This is a genomic window from Paraburkholderia tropica (assembly GCF_014171495.1).
Taxonomy (GTDB): Bacteria; Pseudomonadota; Gammaproteobacteria; order Burkholderiales; family Burkholderiaceae; genus Paraburkholderia; species Paraburkholderia tropica.
In genome coordinates this window covers 1,211,942-1,229,273 of sequence record NZ_CP049136.1, presented here as the reverse complement: position 1 = coordinate 1,229,273, position 17,332 = coordinate 1,211,942, and the positions used below count along the sequence as shown (strand labels likewise).

The window sequence follows — 17,332 nt, the reverse complement described above, 5'->3', positions numbered from 1 at the left end:
ATCTGTCACATGTCCATCGCTCTCGAACCGGCCGCTGCGCCGGGAACCCTTCGCCGTCGCGTCGCCGGCATTTACGCCGTGCTCGCGGTCTTCAATATCGGCGCGTGGATCTGGGCGTTCATCGCCTTTCACGCGCAGCCGCTGCTGCTCGGCACCGGCCTGCTCGCCTATGGTTTCGGCTTGCGTCATGCCGTCGACGCCGACCATATCGCCGCCATCGACAACGTCACCCGCAAGCTGATGCAGGACGGCCGGCGTCCGGTTTCCGTAGGTTTCTTTTTCGCGCTCGGTCACTCGGCCGTGGTGCTGCTCGTGGCGATTGCCGTCGCGGCGACGGCGGCGGCGCTCGAAAGCCGCTTCGAGGCGTGGAAGGATATCGGCGGGGTCATTTCGACGAGCGTCTCCGCGCTGTTTCTGTTTCTGATCGCCGCGATGAACATCGTCATTCTGCGCGGCGTGTGGCGCGCGTTCGGCAAGGTCCGGCGCGGCGAGCGCTACGACAACGACGACCTCGATCTGCTGTTGAACAGCCGCGGCCTGCTTTCGCGCCTGTTCCGCCCGCTGTTTCGCCTCGTGTCTCGACCGCTGTGGATGCTGCCGCTCGGCTTTCTGTTCGGGCTCGGTTTCGACACCGCGACCGAAGTGAGCCTGCTGGGCATTTCCGCGAGCCAGGCGGCGCAAGGCGTGTCGATGGGCGTGGTGCTCGTGTTTCCGGTGCTGTTCGCGGCGGGCATGTCGCTCGTCGATACGACCGACGGCATCCTGATGCTCGGCGCCTACGACTGGGCCTTCGTGCGCCCCATCCGCAAGCTCTATTACAACCTCACGATCACGCTCGTTTCCGTCGCGGTCGCGGTGCTCATCGGCGGTATCGAAACACTCGGTCTGCTCGCCGATCACTTCGACCTCAAGGGCGGCTTCTGGAACGTAATCGGCAGCCTCAACGACAATTTCAACAACCTCGGCTTCGTCATCATCGGCGTGTTTATTTTTGCGTGGGTGATTTCGTTCCTCATTTACCGCCTGAAACGCTACGACGAACTGCCGGCGCTGCAATCCGATCGTTGAACGCGCAATCACGCGACATCGCAAGACGCATTCGACGCCCTCGCCCGCGCACGCAAACGGGCGAGGACGTCGTGGTTCAAGCGCGCCGCTGACGCAGATAACCCACCGCCGCGAGCGCCACGCAACACCCCAACGTGGCGATCACTTCGCCGCGGTGATCTTCGCTGAGCACCATCACCACGAAGGCGCCGCAGATCAACGCAACGACCAGCACGCCCAGGAAGGGGTGCAGCCACATCCGCACCTTCAACGGCCCGGCGGACACGAGTTGCTGGCGCAGACGCAACTGGCTCACGGCAATCACGAGGTAGACCAGCAGCGCGATCGCGCCGGTCGTCGAGAGCAAGGCGTCGAAGACATATTTCGGCGCAAGATAATTCGCCCCGCACGCCACGAACGCCACGAGGCTCGACGCCATCACGGCGCGCGCCGGCACGCCGCTCGCGGTCGTGCGCGTGACGAAGCGCGGCGCCTGCTCGCGCCGGCCGAGCGAATACATCATGCGCGATGCCGTATACAGCGCTGAGTTCAGGCAGCTGCCGACCGCGACCAGAATGAGGCCGTCGGTAATGAGTCGCGCGTACGGAATATGGAAGCTGCGCAGCACGGCCTGATACGCGCCGAGACCCGTCAGATCGGCGTCGTTCCAGGGCACCGTGCAAATGATGACGAGCACCGAGCCGATATAGAACAGCGAAATGCGCCAGACCACCGAGGTAATCGCGCGGCCGATTTCCCGCGCGGGATTTTCCGATTCCGCCGCAGCGATCGTCACCACTTCAGTGCCGAGGAACGTGAACATCGTCGTCAGCAACGCACCGACGATCGGCGCCATGCCGCGCGGCATGAATCCGCCATGACCGGTCAGCGTGTGCCACGGCGTGAGGTGGACGGACGGCATCAGCCCCGCGATCGCCGCAATCCCGCAGCCGATAAACAGCAGAATGCCGGCCACCTTGATGATCGCGAACCAGAACTCCAGTTCGCCGTAATTCTTGACGCTCGCGAGGTTCGCGACCGTGAGCGCGGCCGTCACGAGCACCGAGATCTGCCAGACCGGCACGTCGGGCACCCAGCCGTTCAGAATGTGCGCGGCGGCCGTCGCTTCGAGCGGCACGACGAGCACCCAGAACCACCAGTACATCCAGCCGATCGTGAAACCGGCCCACGAGCCGATCGCCTTGTCGGCATAGGTGGAGAACGAGCCGGAATCGGGCATCGCACACGCCATCTCGCCGAGCATGCGCATCACCGTTACGACCAGCAGGCTGCCGAACACATAGGCCAGCACGGCGGCGGGCCCCGCTTCCGCAATCGCGTGGCCCGAACCGACGAACAGCCCCGCGCCGATGCTGCCGCCGATCGACAGCATCACCACATGCCGCTGCTTGAGCCCATCGGAGAGCCGGTGCGACCCGGAACTCGCGCCAGCGCTGCGGCCAGGTTCCGCGTAACCCGCGGGCGCGCCATCGATCAAACCGGCTTGCCTATCAATCTGTCGCATCTGTCTTCCTCCTCCGTGTTTTTGTCGGGGACATCGTCAGGCCATTGCCTTTGATCGCCTTCATGATCCCGAGCCAATAACGCCGGATATAGAACCGTTCCGACCGTCCCTATAACGGTCGCGACAGTGCGCCCCCACCCGCGGCTTGCGCTCGCCGCCTCGCCTGGCCTGCCTTGCCACCCTCTTTCGCCGCTCAGTCCAAGGGAAAACCCTTGCCCGATACAGGCGCGTACCGTCTCGCCGGCGATGCGTAATCTCAGCGCGTAAACCCTTATTCTGGTTCAGTCTTATTCAAACCTATACTGCGTCTACAATTTGTATACAGCAATGTTGGACGACGGAATACAGAATCCAACCGATGGTCTGGAAGACGCCGTCGCGCTGTACGGCCCCGAGGGGGCAGCGCATGCATCCGGTGCGCGATCACCCGAAGGTGCAGTGGGTTTCAAAAGCGATATTGGAATTAGCAATGCAAACGGTTACCTCGCTCCCCGCGGACGACAAGATGTGTGGCTGGTATCACACGAGTCGCGCACGCACGCCCAGGCCTGGCCACACGGGAGAATCGCAGGCTCGCTGGGCGATCATCGGCGCCGGTTTCACCGGCCTCGCCGCCGCCCGGCAGCTCGCCCTGAATTTCCCCGACGACGAAATCGTGCTGATCGACGCCCAGGAGGTCGGCTTCGGCACCTCGGGGCGCAATGCCGGTTTCGCGATCGACCTGCCGCACGACATCGGCGCGGACGATTACATCGGCGACATCGACACCGCCCGCACCACGCTCAAGCTCAACCTGCTCGGCCAGACCATCCTGCGCGATCTGGTCGACGAGCACGGCATCGACTGCCATATGACCGCGTCCGGCAAATACCAGGCGGCCGTGGAAGAACGCGGCGTGGCCGTGCTCGACGCGTATCGCCGAGGTCTCGACAAACTGGGTCAGCCGTATCAGGTGATCGACGGCGCGGCGCTGCCCGAACATATCGGCACGTCGTTTTATCGCAAGGCGCTGTTCACGCCGGGCACGGTGCTCGTGCAGCCGTCGGGTCTCGTCAAGGGTCTCGCCGATTGCCTGCCGCCCAACGTCACGCTCTACGAACGCACCGCGATCACCGACGTCGATTACGGCGAGAAGATCGTGCTCGCGCATCGCAACGGCCGCATCGTGGCCGACAAACTGGTGCTCGCCAACAACGCGTTCGGCATGCGCTTCGGCTTCCTCGCGCGCACGATGCTGCCGGTGTTTCTCTACGCGAGCCTCACGCGGCCGCTGACCGCCGCGGAGCAGGCCGAACTCGGCGGCAAGCCGGTCTGGGGCGTGATTCCCGCCGACCCGTTCGGCAGCACGCTGCGCCGCACGCACGACAACCGCATCCTCGTGCGCAACAGTTTCTCGTTCAATCCCGACGGCCGCCCCAGAGAGCAATGCCTCGACCGCTTCGCGCAACGTCATCGCCTGTCGTTCGAACGGCGTTTCCCGATGTTGCCGCAGGTCGATTTCGAGTACACCTGGAGTGGTTCGCTCGCGCTTTCGCAGAATCACAAGGGCTTTTTCGGGCAACTCGCGCCGAACGTCTACGGCGCGCTGTGCTGCAACGGACTCGGCATCACGCGCGGCACGGTCACGGGCACGCTGCTCGCCGACTGGCTCGCGGGCAAGCCCAATGAACTGACGAATTTCCTGCTCGACACGTCCGGCCCCAACAAGGCGCCGCCCGAGCCGTTCCTCTCGGTGGGCGTGAACGCAACACTCTGGTGGGGACAGCGCAAGGCAGGACTCGAAGCCTGATTTGCATCCAGATTCGCATATCGACCGCGAAGCAACGCGATAAACCGGCAAATCAGCATATAGACCGATCGCACCTTATACGAAGCACAGGACGCGACAGACATGATTCGTATAACGAATCATTGCGTCCCTTTTCATGGAAGGAGACTGGCAATGTCGAACAATCACGTATCCATCGAGGACGTTCCGCTCAATGGATTCCATCAGTTGCTGACCATCCGTTCGAGCGGCGGCTGGCTCATGGATGGCTATGTCCTGAGCATCATCGGCGTGGCGATGGTGCAGTTTTCCTCGGCGCTCGGTCTGACCAGTTTCTGGGAAGGCATGGTGGCCGCTTCGGCGCTGATTGGCATCTTCGTGGGCGGCTTCGCGGGCGGCTGGCTGTCCGACCGCCTGGGTCGCCAGAAGCCCTATTTTTTCGGGCCCGTTATCTTCTTCGTCTGCTCGCTCGCACAGCTTTGGGTGCAATCCGGCGAGGCGCTGTTCTTCCTGCGCTTCCTGATCGGCATCGGCGTGGGGATCGAATATCCGGTGGCCGGTTCGCTGCTGGTCGAATTCATGCCGCGCAAATATCGCGGCCCGCGTCTCGCCTTGCTGACGATCATCTGGTTCCTCGGCGCGGCGCTCGCGTATATCGTCGGCAATCTGATTCTGAGCAGCGGCGCGCACGATGCGTGGCGCTGGGTGCTCGCGAGTCCCGCCGTGATCGGCATCGTGCTGTTCGTCGTGCGCATCGGCACGCCCGAGTCGCCGCGCTGGCTGCTCAGCAAGGGACGCAAGGCCGAAGCCGAAGCGATCATCAAGAAGGTCTACGGTCCCGATTTTTCGCTGAACAATCTGCCTGAAGAAAAGGCCGAAAAGAAGATCTCGCTGTGGTCGCTGCTGCATTCCGGCTACGGCAAGCGCATGTTGTTCGTCACGCTGTTCTGGAGCTGCTCGGTGATTCCCGTGTTCGCGGTCTATTCGTTCGCGCCGCGCGTGCTCGAAGCGCTCAATCTGACCGGCCGCTGGGAATCGCTCGGCTCGGTCGCCATCACGCTGCTGTTCGTGGTCGGCTGCATCATCGCCACGCGCGTCATCAACGTGCTGGGCCGCCGCGCGATGGTGATCCACAGCTTCCTGTGGTCGGCGCTCGCGCTGCTCGCGCTCGGCGCGTGCTCGAACGGCTCGGCCATTCTGATTCTCGTGTTGTTCGGCGCCTATGCGGTGCTGATCGGCGGCGCTCAGGTGCTGCAACTCGTCTACCCCAACGAAATTTTCCCGACCGATATCCGCGCCTTCGCGGTAGGCATGGGCGCATCGCTCTCGCGCATCGGCGCGGCGATCGGCACCTGGCTCGTGCCGATCGCGCTCAACAGCATCGGCATCGGCAACACCATGTATGCGGCCGCGGCCGTGTCCTTCGTCGGTCTTGCTGCCTCGCTTGCGCTCGCGCCTGAAACGCGTTCGCTGAGCCTGCAGGAAGCCGCTTCGCTCAATCACTGAACCCGTCGATCCGACGCTCCCTCATTTCAATCTTCACGGAAACAGTCATCATGAAATTCGAAGGCATCTACACCCCGGCCATCACGCCCCTCGACGCCGCCGGACAGATCGACAACAAAGCCTTTGCCGAAGTGCTCGAATCGCTGATTGCCGCGGACGTGCACGGCATCATCATCGGCGGCTCGACGGGCGAGTACTACGCGCACACCGCGCAGGAACGCTTCGATCTCGGCAAGCTCGCGAAGGAAGTGATCGGCTCGCGCACCGCGCTGATCATCGGCACGGGCGCCGTGCGCACGGAAGATTCGGTCGAATACGCAAAGGCCGCGAAGGCGATCAAGGCCGATGCGATTCTGGTCGGCTCGCCGCCCTATGCGCTGCCGACCGAGCAGGAAAACGCCGAGCACGCGCTCGCCATTGACCGCGCCGCCGACCTGCCGATCATGCTGTACAACTACCCCGGCCGCATGAGCGTTTCGATGGGCCGCGAATTCTTCGAGATCGTCACGAAGGCTTCGAAGAACTTCGTTGCGATCAAGGAAAGCTCGGGCCAGACGGGTCAACTGCACATGCTGGCGCGCGAGTTTCCGACTCTGTCCGTGTCGTGCGGCTGGGACGATCAGGCGCTGGAATTCTTCGCATGGGGCGCGCGCAGCTGGGTCTGCGCCGGTTCGAACTTCTTGCCCGCCGAGCACATCGCGCTGTACCAGGCGTGCGCCGTGGAAAACGATTTCAACAAGGGCCGCCGCATCATGTCCGCGATGCTGCCGCTGATGGACTTCCTCGAAGAAGGCAAGTTCGTGCAGTCGATCAAGCACGGCTGCGAAATCATCGGCTTGCGCAGTGGCGGCGTGCGCGCGCCGCTCAAGGGTCTCAATGACGACGAGAAGCAGCGCCTGCACACCATCGTCACGGCGCTCAAGCGCGAAGTGGCGGCCGTGACCGGAGGCCAGGGCTGATGGCCGATCTGCTTTCCGCTCAGGAATACGCCGCGCTGGCCGCGCGGCTGACCTTGCCGACCGAGGCGTTCATCGACGGCGCATTCCAGCCTTCGGTGTCGGGCGCGACGTTCGCCACCACGAACCCGGCCACGAACGAGGTGCTCGCGCACATCGCCGCCTGCAACGCCGCCGACGTCGATCGCGCCGTGGCCAGCGCCCGCGCGGCGTATCGCGACGGCCGCTGGCGCAAGCTGCCGCCCTCGCAACGCAAGTCGATTCTGCTGAAGTTCGCCGATCTGCTCGAAGCAAACGCGCACGAACTCGCGACGATGGAAAGCCTCGACAGCGGCAAGCCCATTCGCGAGTGCCAGAACACCGACGTGCCCGAAACGATTCATACGATTCGCTGGCACGCCGAGCTGATCGACAAGATCTACGACTCCACCGCGCCGGTCGGATCGGGCGCGCTCTCGTTGGTCGTGCGCGAGCCGATCGGCGTGGTCGGTCTCGTGTTGCCGTGGAATTTCCCGCTGCTGATGCTCGCGTGGAAGATCGGTCCGTCGCTGGCCGCCGGTTGCTCGATCGTCGTGAAGCCCGCGAAGGAAACCACGCTCACGGCGCTGCGCGTGGCCGAACTCGCGCACGAAGCGGGCGTGCCGGCGGGCGTTTTCAACGTGCTGCCGGGCGGCGGCCAGGAAGTGGGCGAGCCGCTGGGCCTGCACATGGACGTCGACATGGTGAGCTTCACAGGCTCCACCGCCACGGGCCGGCGCTTCCTGCACTATGCGGCCGAGTCCAATCTGAAGCGGATTGTGTTAGAGTGCGGCGGCAAAAATCCGGCCGTGGTGCTCAAGGACGCCGACGATCTCGATACCGTTGCGCAACACGTCGTCAACGGCGCGTTCTGGAACATGGGCGAAAACTGCTCGGCGTCCTCGCGCCTGATCGTGCATGCCGACATCAAGGACGCGCTGCTCGAACGCATCGGCGTGCAGATGCGCGAATGGAAGATGGGCGATCCGCTCGATCCCGAACACCGCATCGGCGCGATGGTCAGCCAGTCGCACTTCGAGAAGGTCCGCTCGTATCTCGTGCAGGCGCAGACGGAGCAACTGCGCGTGGCCTTCGGCGGCGACACGGAGCGCGGCATCTTCGTCGAGCCGACCGTGGTCGACGGCGTGAGTTCGACGAGCCGTCTGTTCCAGGAAGAGATCTTCGGACCGGTGCTCGCCGTCACGACGTTCACGGACCTCGACGAAGCCATCGCGCTCGCGAACGACTCGGTCTATGGCCTCGCCGCTTCGGTCTACACCAGCAACCTGAACCACGCGATCCGCCTGTCGCGCGAGATCCGCGCGGGCGTCGTGACCGTCAACTGCTTCGGCGAAGGCGACATCACGACACCGTTCGGCGGCTACAAAGAGTCGGGTTTCGGCGGCCGGGACAAGTCCATCTGGGCGCACGATCAATACACCGAGATCAAGACGATCTGGATCGATACGCCCGCGTGAATGCCTGCACCCGCCTGACGCTTGACCGGTCAGGTGCATTCGGCGTGCGCGCCGTGGCCGGATTTGCGCTGCCGGCCATGGCGCGCGCGTGGGGAATATGAATTATCAAGGCAGGTTCGAGGTATGAAAAAGGATACGGCCACGCTGATCGGGCTCGTCGCAATCATGTTGTGGGCGTCGATCGTCGCCCTGATTCGCGGGGTCAGCGAAAGTCTGGGCGCGACCGGCGGCGCCGCCATGATGTACACGGTGGCGTCCGTCTTTCTCGCGTTGACGGTCGGCTTCCCCAATTTCAGGCAATTTCCGCGAAATTATCTGATCTGGGGAAGTCTGCTATTCGTCGCCTACGAACTGTGCCTTTCGCTCTCGATCGGTTATGCCGATAACGGCCGGCAGGCGATCGAAGTCGGCATGGTCAATTATCTGTGGCCGACCTTCACGCTGGTCTCGGCCATCGTGTTCAACAAGCAGAAGGCCAATCTGCTCGTCGTGCCCGGTTTCGTGCTCTCGATGCTCGGCATCGGCTGGGTGCTGGGCGGCGATCGGGGCATCGACCTCGCGGGCATGCTCGGCAACGTCAAGGACAATCCGCTGAGCTATGGCCTCGCGTTCAGCGGCGCGCTGATCTGGGCCGCGTATTGCACGGTGACGGCGCGCATCGCGAACGGCAAGAACGGCGTGACGCCGTTCTTCATGCTCGTTTCGGCGGTGCTGTGGCTCAAATTCGCGCTAGAAGGCGGCGGCGCGATGCACTTCGACACGCCCGCGCTGATCTATCTGTTCCTGGCCGCGGCGGCGATGGGCTTCGGCTACGCGGCCTGGAACATCGGCATTCTGCATGGCAACGCCACGGTGCTCGCGGGCGCGTCGTATTTCATTCCGGTGATTTCCGCCGCCCTGGCCGCCACGCTGCTGCACGCGCCGCTCTCCGACGCGTTCTGGCACGGCGCCTTGATGGTCTGCGCGGGATCGATTCTGTGCTGGATCGCCACGCGCCCTCGCCGACCGGGAAAGGCCGCGCGCAAGGCCGCCGCGAACGAAGCCGAAGCCGTAGAAAAGCGAATTGGGGAGCGCGTTTGACCGGCCGCGGAGCACGCCTCGCGCAAACCGCGCCCAGGGCGTCATCTGGAGATTTTCTGTCCGCCGCTTTATAGTACACAAAAGGTAGACAGAGAATCCCCATGAAATCGAGCCCCGACGAGTTCCAGATCGACAGCAACGCCCCCATCGACCGCAAGGCGGTTTTAGCCGAAACCCTGCGCCGCCGCATCGTCAGCATGGAACTGAAGCCGGGCGCCGTGGTGGACGAACTGGCGCTGTGCGAGGAATTCGGCCTCTCACGCCCGCCCGTGCGCGAACTGATGCGCCAGATGGCCGCCGAAGGCTATATCGAGTTGGAAGCCAATCGCGCGGCGCGAGTGTCGTCGATGAACTATCACTCGCTGCGCAGTTTCTTTCTGGCCGCACCGCTCATTTACGTCGCGACGACGCAACTCGCGGCGGCCAACGCCACCGCCGCCGACATCGCGAAACTGCGCGCCATCCAGAAGCATTTCCGCCAGGCCATCGACGCGCACGACGTGGAAAACCGGGTGCTCTACAACGACCAGTTCCACCTCGAAATCGGCACGATGGCGCAGAACGACTATCTGATGCCCAGCCTGCGCCGCCTGCTGATCGATCACGCGCGTCTGGGCAAGACCTTTTATCGCTACCCCGCCACTGAAAACATGCAGCACGAGATGCATCAGGCAGCGGATCAGCACGATGAAATCATCGACGCGATCGAGCGCCGCGATACCGAACGCGCGGGCGAACTCGTGAGAGCGCATTGGGAATTGTCGCGCCGTCATATGACCGACTATGCGATTCCGGAAGGTCTGGATGTGCCGCTGAGTTTTGCCTGAATGAATTGCGCCTGAATCAAGCGTGATCCACGGGTGATTCAAACCTCGCGACATTCAAACGCTCGCACGCCGGCAACGGCGCACCGTCTCCGAAGGCAGTTCGCCGAACATGGTGCGATAGTCCTGCGCGAAACTGCCGAGATGCAGAAAGCCCCATTTCGTGGCCGCCGCCGTGACCGAATCGCCGCTGCGCAATGCGCGGCGCACGTGATTGAGCCGAACCGCGCGCAGATACGCCACGGGATTCAGATCGAGCACATGCTGAAACGCGTACTGAATCGTTCTGCGGCTCACGCCTAGCTGGCCGCACAACTCCGCGATCGACAGCGGGCAGGTTTCGGCCACTTCGAGACACCGCTGCGTGGCCGCGACCAGCGCGGCATGGCTCGCGTGCGGCGCAACGCTGCGCGTTTGATCGCGTGCGCCGTGTTCCAGCACCTCCGACAACAGCGACAACACCGCGCCCTGCAACGCCATCGCACGCTCGCGCCCGGTCTGCGTCACGGTGATCGACAGCGCGTGGCGCAGCACGTCGCGAAAACGCTGCGCCGTGGCTTCGCTCATCGGCACGACGGGCGCCATATCGGTTTTGGCAAGCGAGCCCGCAAATACACGCAACGCGTCGCTGTCGATTTCATCGACATGAATTTCGACATTCGCAAGCACGTGATGATCGGGCGAAAAGAATTCGAATTCCTCAACGCTCGAAAATACGTGCAGGCTGTCGCGACCGCTTGCGTGTCCGCACATGCGCGCATGGCCGTCGAGTTCGAGCGGCACCGCAATCGCAATCCTCCCCGCGGGCACCGAGCCGCGCTGAAGAATGACCTTGTCGAGATGCTCGACCAGCACGCGCACGCCGCCTATCGACGCAATGGACGACGAGCCGCTGAACGCGCCGCGCGAAATCTGCGTGTAATCGAGATCCCAGCCATTGAAAATGCGGGCCTGTTCATCCACGTCCGTGAAGGCGCAAAACGCGACCGAACGCATCGCCTGGACGGCGCGCTCGGGCTGATCTGCGAGAAGACGGGAATCGGTGCGCATACGCATCAGGCTCGGAACTCGGAATTCACTCATTCACTATCCGGTCCATTCTAGCGAAAACCCTCGCGCGTCAAAATACCCTGCAAAAACCGGGGAAAACCCGCGATTGCCGAAATCCGATAGTCACGCGTTCAGCCGAAATCTAATCTGCGATGCGCACGCCGCGCCGCTTTCGAGCGGTCGCGCCGACTGGCCCTTGGCGCGCTCATGCGCCATGCAACACAGGATAACGAATCATGAACGCTCGACTCGACGGCCGGCTCGCCGGCAAGGTCGCCATCATCAGTGGCGGTGCGGGAGGATGCGGCGCGGCCGCTTCGACGCTGTTCGCGCGGCAGGGTGCGCGCGTCGCGATCATCGACCGTGACGGCGACGCCGCCGAAACGCTCGCCTCGATACTGCGCGACGAAGGTTTGAGCGCCGCCGGTTTTGGCGCCGATGTCGCGCGCAAACAGGACGTCGCGCGTGCCGTTGCCGCCGCGCGCGAAACCTTCGGCCCCGCCGACGTGCTGTTCAATCACGCGGGCACCCTGATCGTCAAACCATTCCTCGATATCGAAGAAGACGAATGGGACTGGCTCATGGCCGTCAACGTCAAAAGCATGTATCTGATGACGCAGGCGGTCCTGCCGCAAATGCTGGAAAAAGCGGCGGGCACGATCATTTGCACGTCGTCGATTTCCGCCGTGTGCGCGACGCCCGGCGAAGTGCTGTACGACACCACCAAGGGCGCCTGCCATATGTTCGCGCGCGCGATCGCGATCGAATATCGCGAACGCGGCATCCGCTGCAACGCCATCGCGCCGGGTTTCATTCGCACGCCGCACGGAATTCGCGAAATCGATCAATTGCGCGCGATGGGCGTCGATGTGTCGGAAAACTCGATCGCGCAGCAACAGGGCCGACTCTGCGAACCGTCCGAAGTGGCCGCCGCCGCGCTCTTTCTTGCGTCTGACGAATCGAGTTTCGTGAATGGCGCACATCTCTTCGTGGACAACGGTTTTTCCGCGCTCTGATTCTTCGCGCCGCGCCCCGCGTTCCGTATCGACCCTGGGTTGCCGATATCCGATAGTGGCCAAAAAAAGCCTCTCCTAGAGTGGGCGCATCACACCGTCACGCGCGCCATGCACGCACGCGTGACGGTCAACCCGGAGGGAGACCCCGTCATGGATGTCGAAAATCGCAGCATCGAATTTATTCCGCATGGCGAGCGTTACGGCACGCCCAAGCGGCTGTTTACGATCTGGTTCAGCGCCAACATGCAGGTGACCGCACTGGTGGTCGGCACGCTGGGCATCGTCGCGGGCATGAGTCTCGCGTGGACGCTCGTCGCGCTCGTCGTAGGCAATGTGATCGGCACGATTTTCATGGCGGCGCATTCCGCGCAAGGGCCGCATCTGGGCATTCCGCAGATGATCCAGAGCCGCGCGCAATTCGGCGTGTATGGCGCGGCATTGCCGCTCGTGATCGTGACGCTCGCCTATGTGCTGTTCGTCGCCGCCGACGGCGTAGTGATGCGCGAATCGATCAAGTCGATTTACCCGATGTCCGACAATGCCGCGATTATCGTATTCGGCGGGTTGACGTTCGTGATCAGCTATATCGGCTATGAATTGATTCACCGCTTTGGCGCGACCATGACGGTGCTGTCGATTCTCGTCTTCGCGGCCACCGCGCTGATTCTGGTTTTCTCGCCGCACGTGCACGTCACGCTGCAAACCGCGAAACACGGCTTTTCCGTGGGCGCTTTCAATCTCGTGGTCGCGCAAGCGGCTTCGTGGACGCTCGGTTTCGGCCCTTACGTCGCGGACTATTCGCGCTATCTGCCGGACAGCGTGCGCACGCGCGACACGTTCTGGTACACCTATCTGGGCGGCCTGCTCGGCTCGCTCGCCGTGATGGTGTTGGGCGCGGTGCTCGCCACGGTATCGACCTCCGTGGTCAACGATCCCGGCACGGCCATCGCCGCGTTGTTCGGCGGCTGGGCGCGCCCGGCGCTCATTGTAATCGTGCTCGGCGTACTCGTTTTCAACGTATTGAGCCTGTATAGCGCGTATATGTCGTCGGTGACGATTTTCAGCGGCTTTCGCAGCATGACGCGCATTCGCCGCTCCACCAAATTCGGCGTGCTGTTTCTGCTTTTCGCCGTTTCGACGTGGATCGCAATCGCCACGCAATATCACTTCTCCGACTATTTCGCCGATATTCTCAACGCGCAGATTTATGTGCTGGTGCCCTGGAGTTCGATCAATCTCGTCGATTACTACCTCGTGCGCCGCGGCGCATACAGCGTGAAAGACATGTACGACGCGCGCGGCCACTACGGCACTTTCAACTACAAGACCATCGCAATCTACTGCGCCGGATTCGCCAGCACGCTGCCATTCATGGACCTCTCGTTCTATCACAGCTACTTCGCGAAACTCATCGGCGCGGATGTGAGCTGGATTCCGAGCCTGCTCGTGCCCGGCGTACTCTATTACGTCACGTTCGGACTGCGCGCACGCACGGCCCGCAACGTCGTCGCCGTCGAGCACGACGCGATGCAGCCGCACTGAATCGCGGCGTTTAACTCCGGTTTTCCATGTCTCACCCGATCGCCCCTCTTCATTCCGAAACGCGTCAGCCGATTCGATTCGGCATTGTCCTGCTGCCGAATTTCACGCTGACCGCGTTCTCGGGATTCGTCGATCTGCTGCGCCTCGCGAGCGACGACGGCGATATGAGCCGCCCCGTGCGCTGCTCGTGGACCATCGTCGCCGAATCGCTCGCGCCCATTCGCGCCAGTTGCGGCATTCAGGTCACGCCGTGGACGACCTTCGACGAAACCGGCACGTTCGATTACCTGCTGGTGGTGGGCGGTCTGCTGCATTCCGGGCCCTCGGCCAGCGAGGCGACGCATCGCTTCATTCGCGCCGCCGCCGCGAGCGGCGCCACGCTGGTCGGCATCTGCACGGGCGCATTCGCGCTCGCCCGCGCGGGCGTGATGGACGGCTACCGGATCTGCGTGAGCTGGTTTCACTATTGGGATTTCGTCGAGCGCTTTCCCTTGATTCCCGAATCGAACCTGATCGCCGACCGTCTGTTCGTGATCGATCGCGCGCGCATCACCTGCTCGGGCGGTCGCGCGTCGATCGACGTGGCCGCCGCGATTCTTTTACGGCATCTCGACGCGGCGATCGTGCAGAAAGCCCAGCGCATCCTGATCGTCGACGATGCGCAGCGCGGCAACGCGCCCCAACCCTATCCGCCGGGTCTCGATCCCGCTTCGCATCCGAAGGTGCGCCGCGCGATTCTCATCATGGAACAGCACATCGCGAATCCGCTCTCGCTGACCGAACTGGCGCGGCGCGTCGACACCTCCGTGCGCCAGCTCGAGCGGCTGTTCGTTGCCGAGACCGGCAAATCGCCCAATGTCTACGGCCGCCAGATGCGCGTGCGCATGGCCGCGTGGATGCTGACCGGCTCCGACCGCACGGTTGCCGATATCGCCATGTCGTGCGGATTCTCGGACGCCTCGCATCTCGGGCGCGAGTTTCGCAAGGAATTCGACGCGTCGCCGGGCGCTTATCGCACCACGCGTCCGCATGCGCTCGATAGCGCAATGTGCGAAGCCTGAAACCCATCCCTGCGGCTTGTCGCAATCGTTCTATCGCGCCCGGCGCGCATGTTCTTAAATAGCTGCACGGCCTGGGGCAATCAACACCACGCTGGAACCTGAGAGCCGATACACCGCCCGATATCGCGGCTGCCTCGTCAAACCGAAACTGGAAAACCATGTTCAAACGCGCCGTTTCCATCGCCAACGTCGATCCCGAACTCTTCGCCGCGATCGAACTCGAGAACCGCCGCCAGGAAGAGCACATCGAGCTCATCGCGTCGGAAAACTACACCTCGCCCGCCGTCATGGCCGCGCAGGGTTCGCAGCTCACCAACAAATACGCCGAAGGCTATCCCGGTAAGCGTTATTACGGCGGCTGCGAAAACGTCGATATCGTCGAGCAGCTCGCGATCGACCGCGTCAAGGCGCTGTTCGGCGCGGAAGCCGCCAACGTCCAGCCGAACTCCGGCTCGCAGGCCAACCAGGGCGTGTTCTTCGCCGTCCTGAAGCCGGGCGACACCATCATGGGCATGAGCCTCGCCGAAGGCGGCCACCTCACGCACGGCATGGCGCTCAACATGAGCGGCAAGTGGTTCAACGTCGTGAGCTACGGGCTCGATGCCAACGAAGACATCGACTACGACGCGCTCGAAAAGCGCGCGCACGAAACGAAGCCGAAGCTGATCATCGCGGGCGCGTCGGCGTTCGCGCTGCGCATCGACTTCGAGCGCATCGCCAAGGTCGCCAAGGCCGTCGGCGCGTACTTCATGGTCGACATGGCGCACTACGCGGGCCTGATCGCCGCGGGCGTCTACCCGAACCCGGTGCCGTTCGCCGACTTCGTCACCACGACCACGCACAAGAGCCTGCGCGGCCCGCGCGGCGGCGTGATCCTGATGAAGGCCGAGCACGAAAAGGCCATCAACTCGGCGATCTTCCCGGGTATTCAGGGCGGTCCGCTGATGCACGTGATCGCGGGCAAGGCCGTGGCGTTCAAGGAAGCCGCGACGCCGGAGTTCAAGACCTATCAGCAGCAAGTGGTCGAGAACGCGCGCGTGCTGGCTGAAACGCTGGTCAAGCGCGGTCTGCGTATCGTTTCGGGCCGCACGGAAAGCCACGTGATGCTGGTCGATCTGCGCGCGAAGAACATCACCGGCAAGGCTGCGGAAGCGGTGCTGGGCGCGGCGCATATCACCGTGAACAAGAACGCGATCCCGAACGATCCGGAAAAGCCGTTCGTGACGAGCGGTATCCGTCTGGGCTCGCCGGCGATGACCACGCGCGGCTTCGGCGTGAAGGAAGCGGAGCGCGTAGGCAACTTGATCGCCGACGTACTCGAAGCCCCGAACGACGCCGCCACGATCGAGCGCGTCAAAGCGCAGGTCGCCGAACTGACGACGCGCTTCCCCGTGTATAGCTGAGTCGCGCACGCGCCGCCGCCTCGTTCATCAGGACATCGTCGTGCAAACCTATCTCGGTCCGCATCGCGCGGCCAACGGCCAGACACTCGCCCTGTTCAAGGTCACGACCGGCCAGGGCGAGGTCTTCATGAGCGTCAGCCGCACCGAGTTCGGCAACGACGAACGCGCGGTCGTCGAGGTTCGGCGCGACGCGCTATTCGGTTTGTGGCGCAACGACCTGCCCGACGCGATGCGCGCGTTTCCGGCCCGAGGCCGCGACGACGCAATGTTCAACGAAAAGATCGAGCTGGCCGAGGAAGGTTTCCGGCTCGGCATCAGCGATCCCGTGCCGCTCGTGGAAGTGCGCTGCGGCGTGCGGCCCCGCCTTGTCGCTGCGCATGCCACGGCACGTCCCTACATTTCGGTGATCGACGGCGTGGCGCGCGCGCTGTGGCTCGCATCGCATGGCACGCCGTGTTTTCCCGTCGAATGCGCGGTGTCCGATGCGCCCTTGCTCGCGCGGCTCGCCGGTACGCGCCGCAGTCGGTGGATGCGCGTTTCCGAAATCCTGCCGCCACCTGGTTTCGGTCGTCGCGATGCGCCGCTCAACGGCGCATCGGCTATCCAAAGCGCGCATTGAGCGCGGCGGCTTGCACGCGCGCGTCGACCTCGCGTCCGGCGTCGTCGAGTTCCGGAGCCGATTGCACCGCGCCCGAGTACAATTCCCTCGGACAGAATACGAATACCAGACCAGATAACGGACCGGACCACGGCGCGGCAATCCGCCCGGCGAACCGGCCATCGTTTTCGTCACACAGGGGAAACCGCATGAACCGCATCTTCATGACCCGCGAGGAAGTCATCCACCTGCTGCTGGAGGCCCACGCGACGGCGCGCGGCGGCAGCGCGCCGACCCTCATCAAGCCGGTCGGGCGCGATCCCGCCAAGGTCGAGGCGCTGGACCGGTTGCTGCTCGACGTGCGCGCCGGCCGCGTCAACGAGATCCGGCTCGACGCCAACGACAGCACGCACATCGCCATCACCGACTGAGGCTAGCGGTGCTCAGGCCGCACGCGCGC

15 protein-coding genes are annotated in these 17,332 nt (G+C 63.6%); 13 read left to right on the top strand and 2 right to left on the bottom strand.

Annotated features, from left to right (window positions below; genetic code table 11):
• The first annotated feature begins 9 nt into the window (after nucleotides 1-9).
• Nucleotides 10-1,068 carry a HoxN/HupN/NixA family nickel/cobalt transporter gene (locus G5S35_RS29005; RefSeq protein WP_074987750.1) on the top strand — a complete coding sequence of 353 codons (1,059 nt, stop codon included), beginning with the start codon at nucleotides 10-12 and terminating at the stop codon, nucleotides 1,066-1,068.
• A gap of 76 nt (nucleotides 1,069-1,144) precedes the next feature.
• Here G5S35_RS29005 and G5S35_RS29000 read toward each other — a convergent pair whose 3' ends face one another.
• Nucleotides 1,145-2,440, bottom strand: coding sequence for an amino acid permease (locus G5S35_RS29000; protein ID WP_234774658.1), 1,296 nt, complete (start codon nucleotides 2,438-2,440; stop codon nucleotides 1,145-1,147).
• Nucleotides 2,441-3,041: 601 nt separating this feature from the next.
• Between G5S35_RS29000 and G5S35_RS28995 the strand changes: the two genes are divergently transcribed.
• From G5S35_RS28995 to G5S35_RS28970, 6 genes are all read left to right on the top strand, one after another.
• Nucleotides 3,042-4,361, top strand: a complete 1,320-nt coding sequence (locus G5S35_RS28995; protein ID WP_176079916.1) for an NAD(P)/FAD-dependent oxidoreductase — start codon at nucleotides 3,042-3,044, stop codon at nucleotides 4,359-4,361.
• Nucleotides 4,362-4,514: 153 nt separating this feature from the next.
• Complete coding sequence (locus tag G5S35_RS28990) at nucleotides 4,515-5,846, top strand: MFS transporter (protein ID WP_074987748.1); 1,332 nt, start codon at nucleotides 4,515-4,517, stop codon at nucleotides 5,844-5,846.
• 50 nt (nucleotides 5,847-5,896) lie between these two features.
• The gene (locus tag G5S35_RS28985) at nucleotides 5,897-6,805 is read left to right on the top strand and encodes a dihydrodipicolinate synthase family protein (protein ID WP_183039618.1); all 909 of its coding nucleotides are present in this window, start codon (nucleotides 5,897-5,899) and stop codon (nucleotides 6,803-6,805) included.
• Complete coding sequence (locus G5S35_RS28980; protein ID WP_074987746.1) at nucleotides 6,805-8,298, top strand: aldehyde dehydrogenase; 1,494 nt, start codon at nucleotides 6,805-6,807, stop codon at nucleotides 8,296-8,298. The genes G5S35_RS28985 and G5S35_RS28980 overlap by 1 nt, the downstream gene beginning before the upstream one ends.
• A gap of 123 nt (nucleotides 8,299-8,421) precedes the next feature.
• The gene (gene yddG, locus G5S35_RS28975; protein ID WP_110330010.1) at nucleotides 8,422-9,378 is read left to right on the top strand and encodes an aromatic amino acid DMT transporter YddG; all 957 of its coding nucleotides are present in this window, start codon (nucleotides 8,422-8,424) and stop codon (nucleotides 9,376-9,378) included.
• A 101-nt stretch (nucleotides 9,379-9,479) separates the two neighbouring features.
• Complete coding sequence (locus G5S35_RS28970) at nucleotides 9,480-10,205, top strand: GntR family transcriptional regulator (RefSeq protein WP_074987744.1); 726 nt, start codon at nucleotides 9,480-9,482, stop codon at nucleotides 10,203-10,205.
• A 54-nt stretch (nucleotides 10,206-10,259) separates the two neighbouring features.
• Here G5S35_RS28970 and G5S35_RS28965 read toward each other — a convergent pair whose 3' ends face one another.
• Nucleotides 10,260-11,252 (bottom strand): helix-turn-helix domain-containing protein, encoded by a 993-nt coding sequence (locus G5S35_RS28965; RefSeq protein ID WP_183039617.1) that lies wholly within the window; start codon nucleotides 11,250-11,252, stop codon nucleotides 10,260-10,262.
• Nucleotides 11,253-11,488: 236 nt separating this feature from the next.
• Between G5S35_RS28965 and G5S35_RS28960 the strand changes: the two genes are divergently transcribed.
• From G5S35_RS28960 to G5S35_RS28935, 6 genes are all read left to right on the top strand, one after another.
• Nucleotides 11,489-12,268: an SDR family NAD(P)-dependent oxidoreductase gene (locus G5S35_RS28960; protein ID WP_074987743.1), complete on the top strand. Its 780-nt coding sequence runs from the start codon at nucleotides 11,489-11,491 to the stop codon at nucleotides 12,266-12,268.
• 150 nt (nucleotides 12,269-12,418) lie between these two features.
• Nucleotides 12,419-13,810, top strand: a complete 1,392-nt coding sequence (locus G5S35_RS28955; protein WP_183039616.1) for a purine-cytosine permease family protein — start codon at nucleotides 12,419-12,421, stop codon at nucleotides 13,808-13,810.
• A 26-nt stretch (nucleotides 13,811-13,836) separates the two neighbouring features.
• Nucleotides 13,837-14,871 carry a GlxA family transcriptional regulator gene (locus G5S35_RS28950; protein WP_183039615.1) on the top strand — a complete coding sequence of 345 codons (1,035 nt, stop codon included), beginning with the start codon at nucleotides 13,837-13,839 and terminating at the stop codon, nucleotides 14,869-14,871.
• Between the two features lie 158 nt (nucleotides 14,872-15,029).
• Nucleotides 15,030-16,274 carry a serine hydroxymethyltransferase gene (gene glyA, locus G5S35_RS28945; protein WP_183039614.1) on the top strand — a complete coding sequence of 415 codons (1,245 nt, stop codon included), beginning with the start codon at nucleotides 15,030-15,032 and terminating at the stop codon, nucleotides 16,272-16,274.
• Between the two features lie 40 nt (nucleotides 16,275-16,314).
• The gene (locus tag G5S35_RS28940; protein ID WP_183039613.1) at nucleotides 16,315-16,893 is read left to right on the top strand and encodes a plasmid fertility inhibition factor family protein; all 579 of its coding nucleotides are present in this window, start codon (nucleotides 16,315-16,317) and stop codon (nucleotides 16,891-16,893) included.
• Between the two features lie 188 nt (nucleotides 16,894-17,081).
• The gene (locus G5S35_RS28935) at nucleotides 17,082-17,303 is read left to right on the top strand and encodes a hypothetical protein (protein ID WP_065060586.1); all 222 of its coding nucleotides are present in this window, start codon (nucleotides 17,082-17,084) and stop codon (nucleotides 17,301-17,303) included.
• The last annotated feature ends 29 nt before the right edge of the window (nucleotides 17,304-17,332 follow it).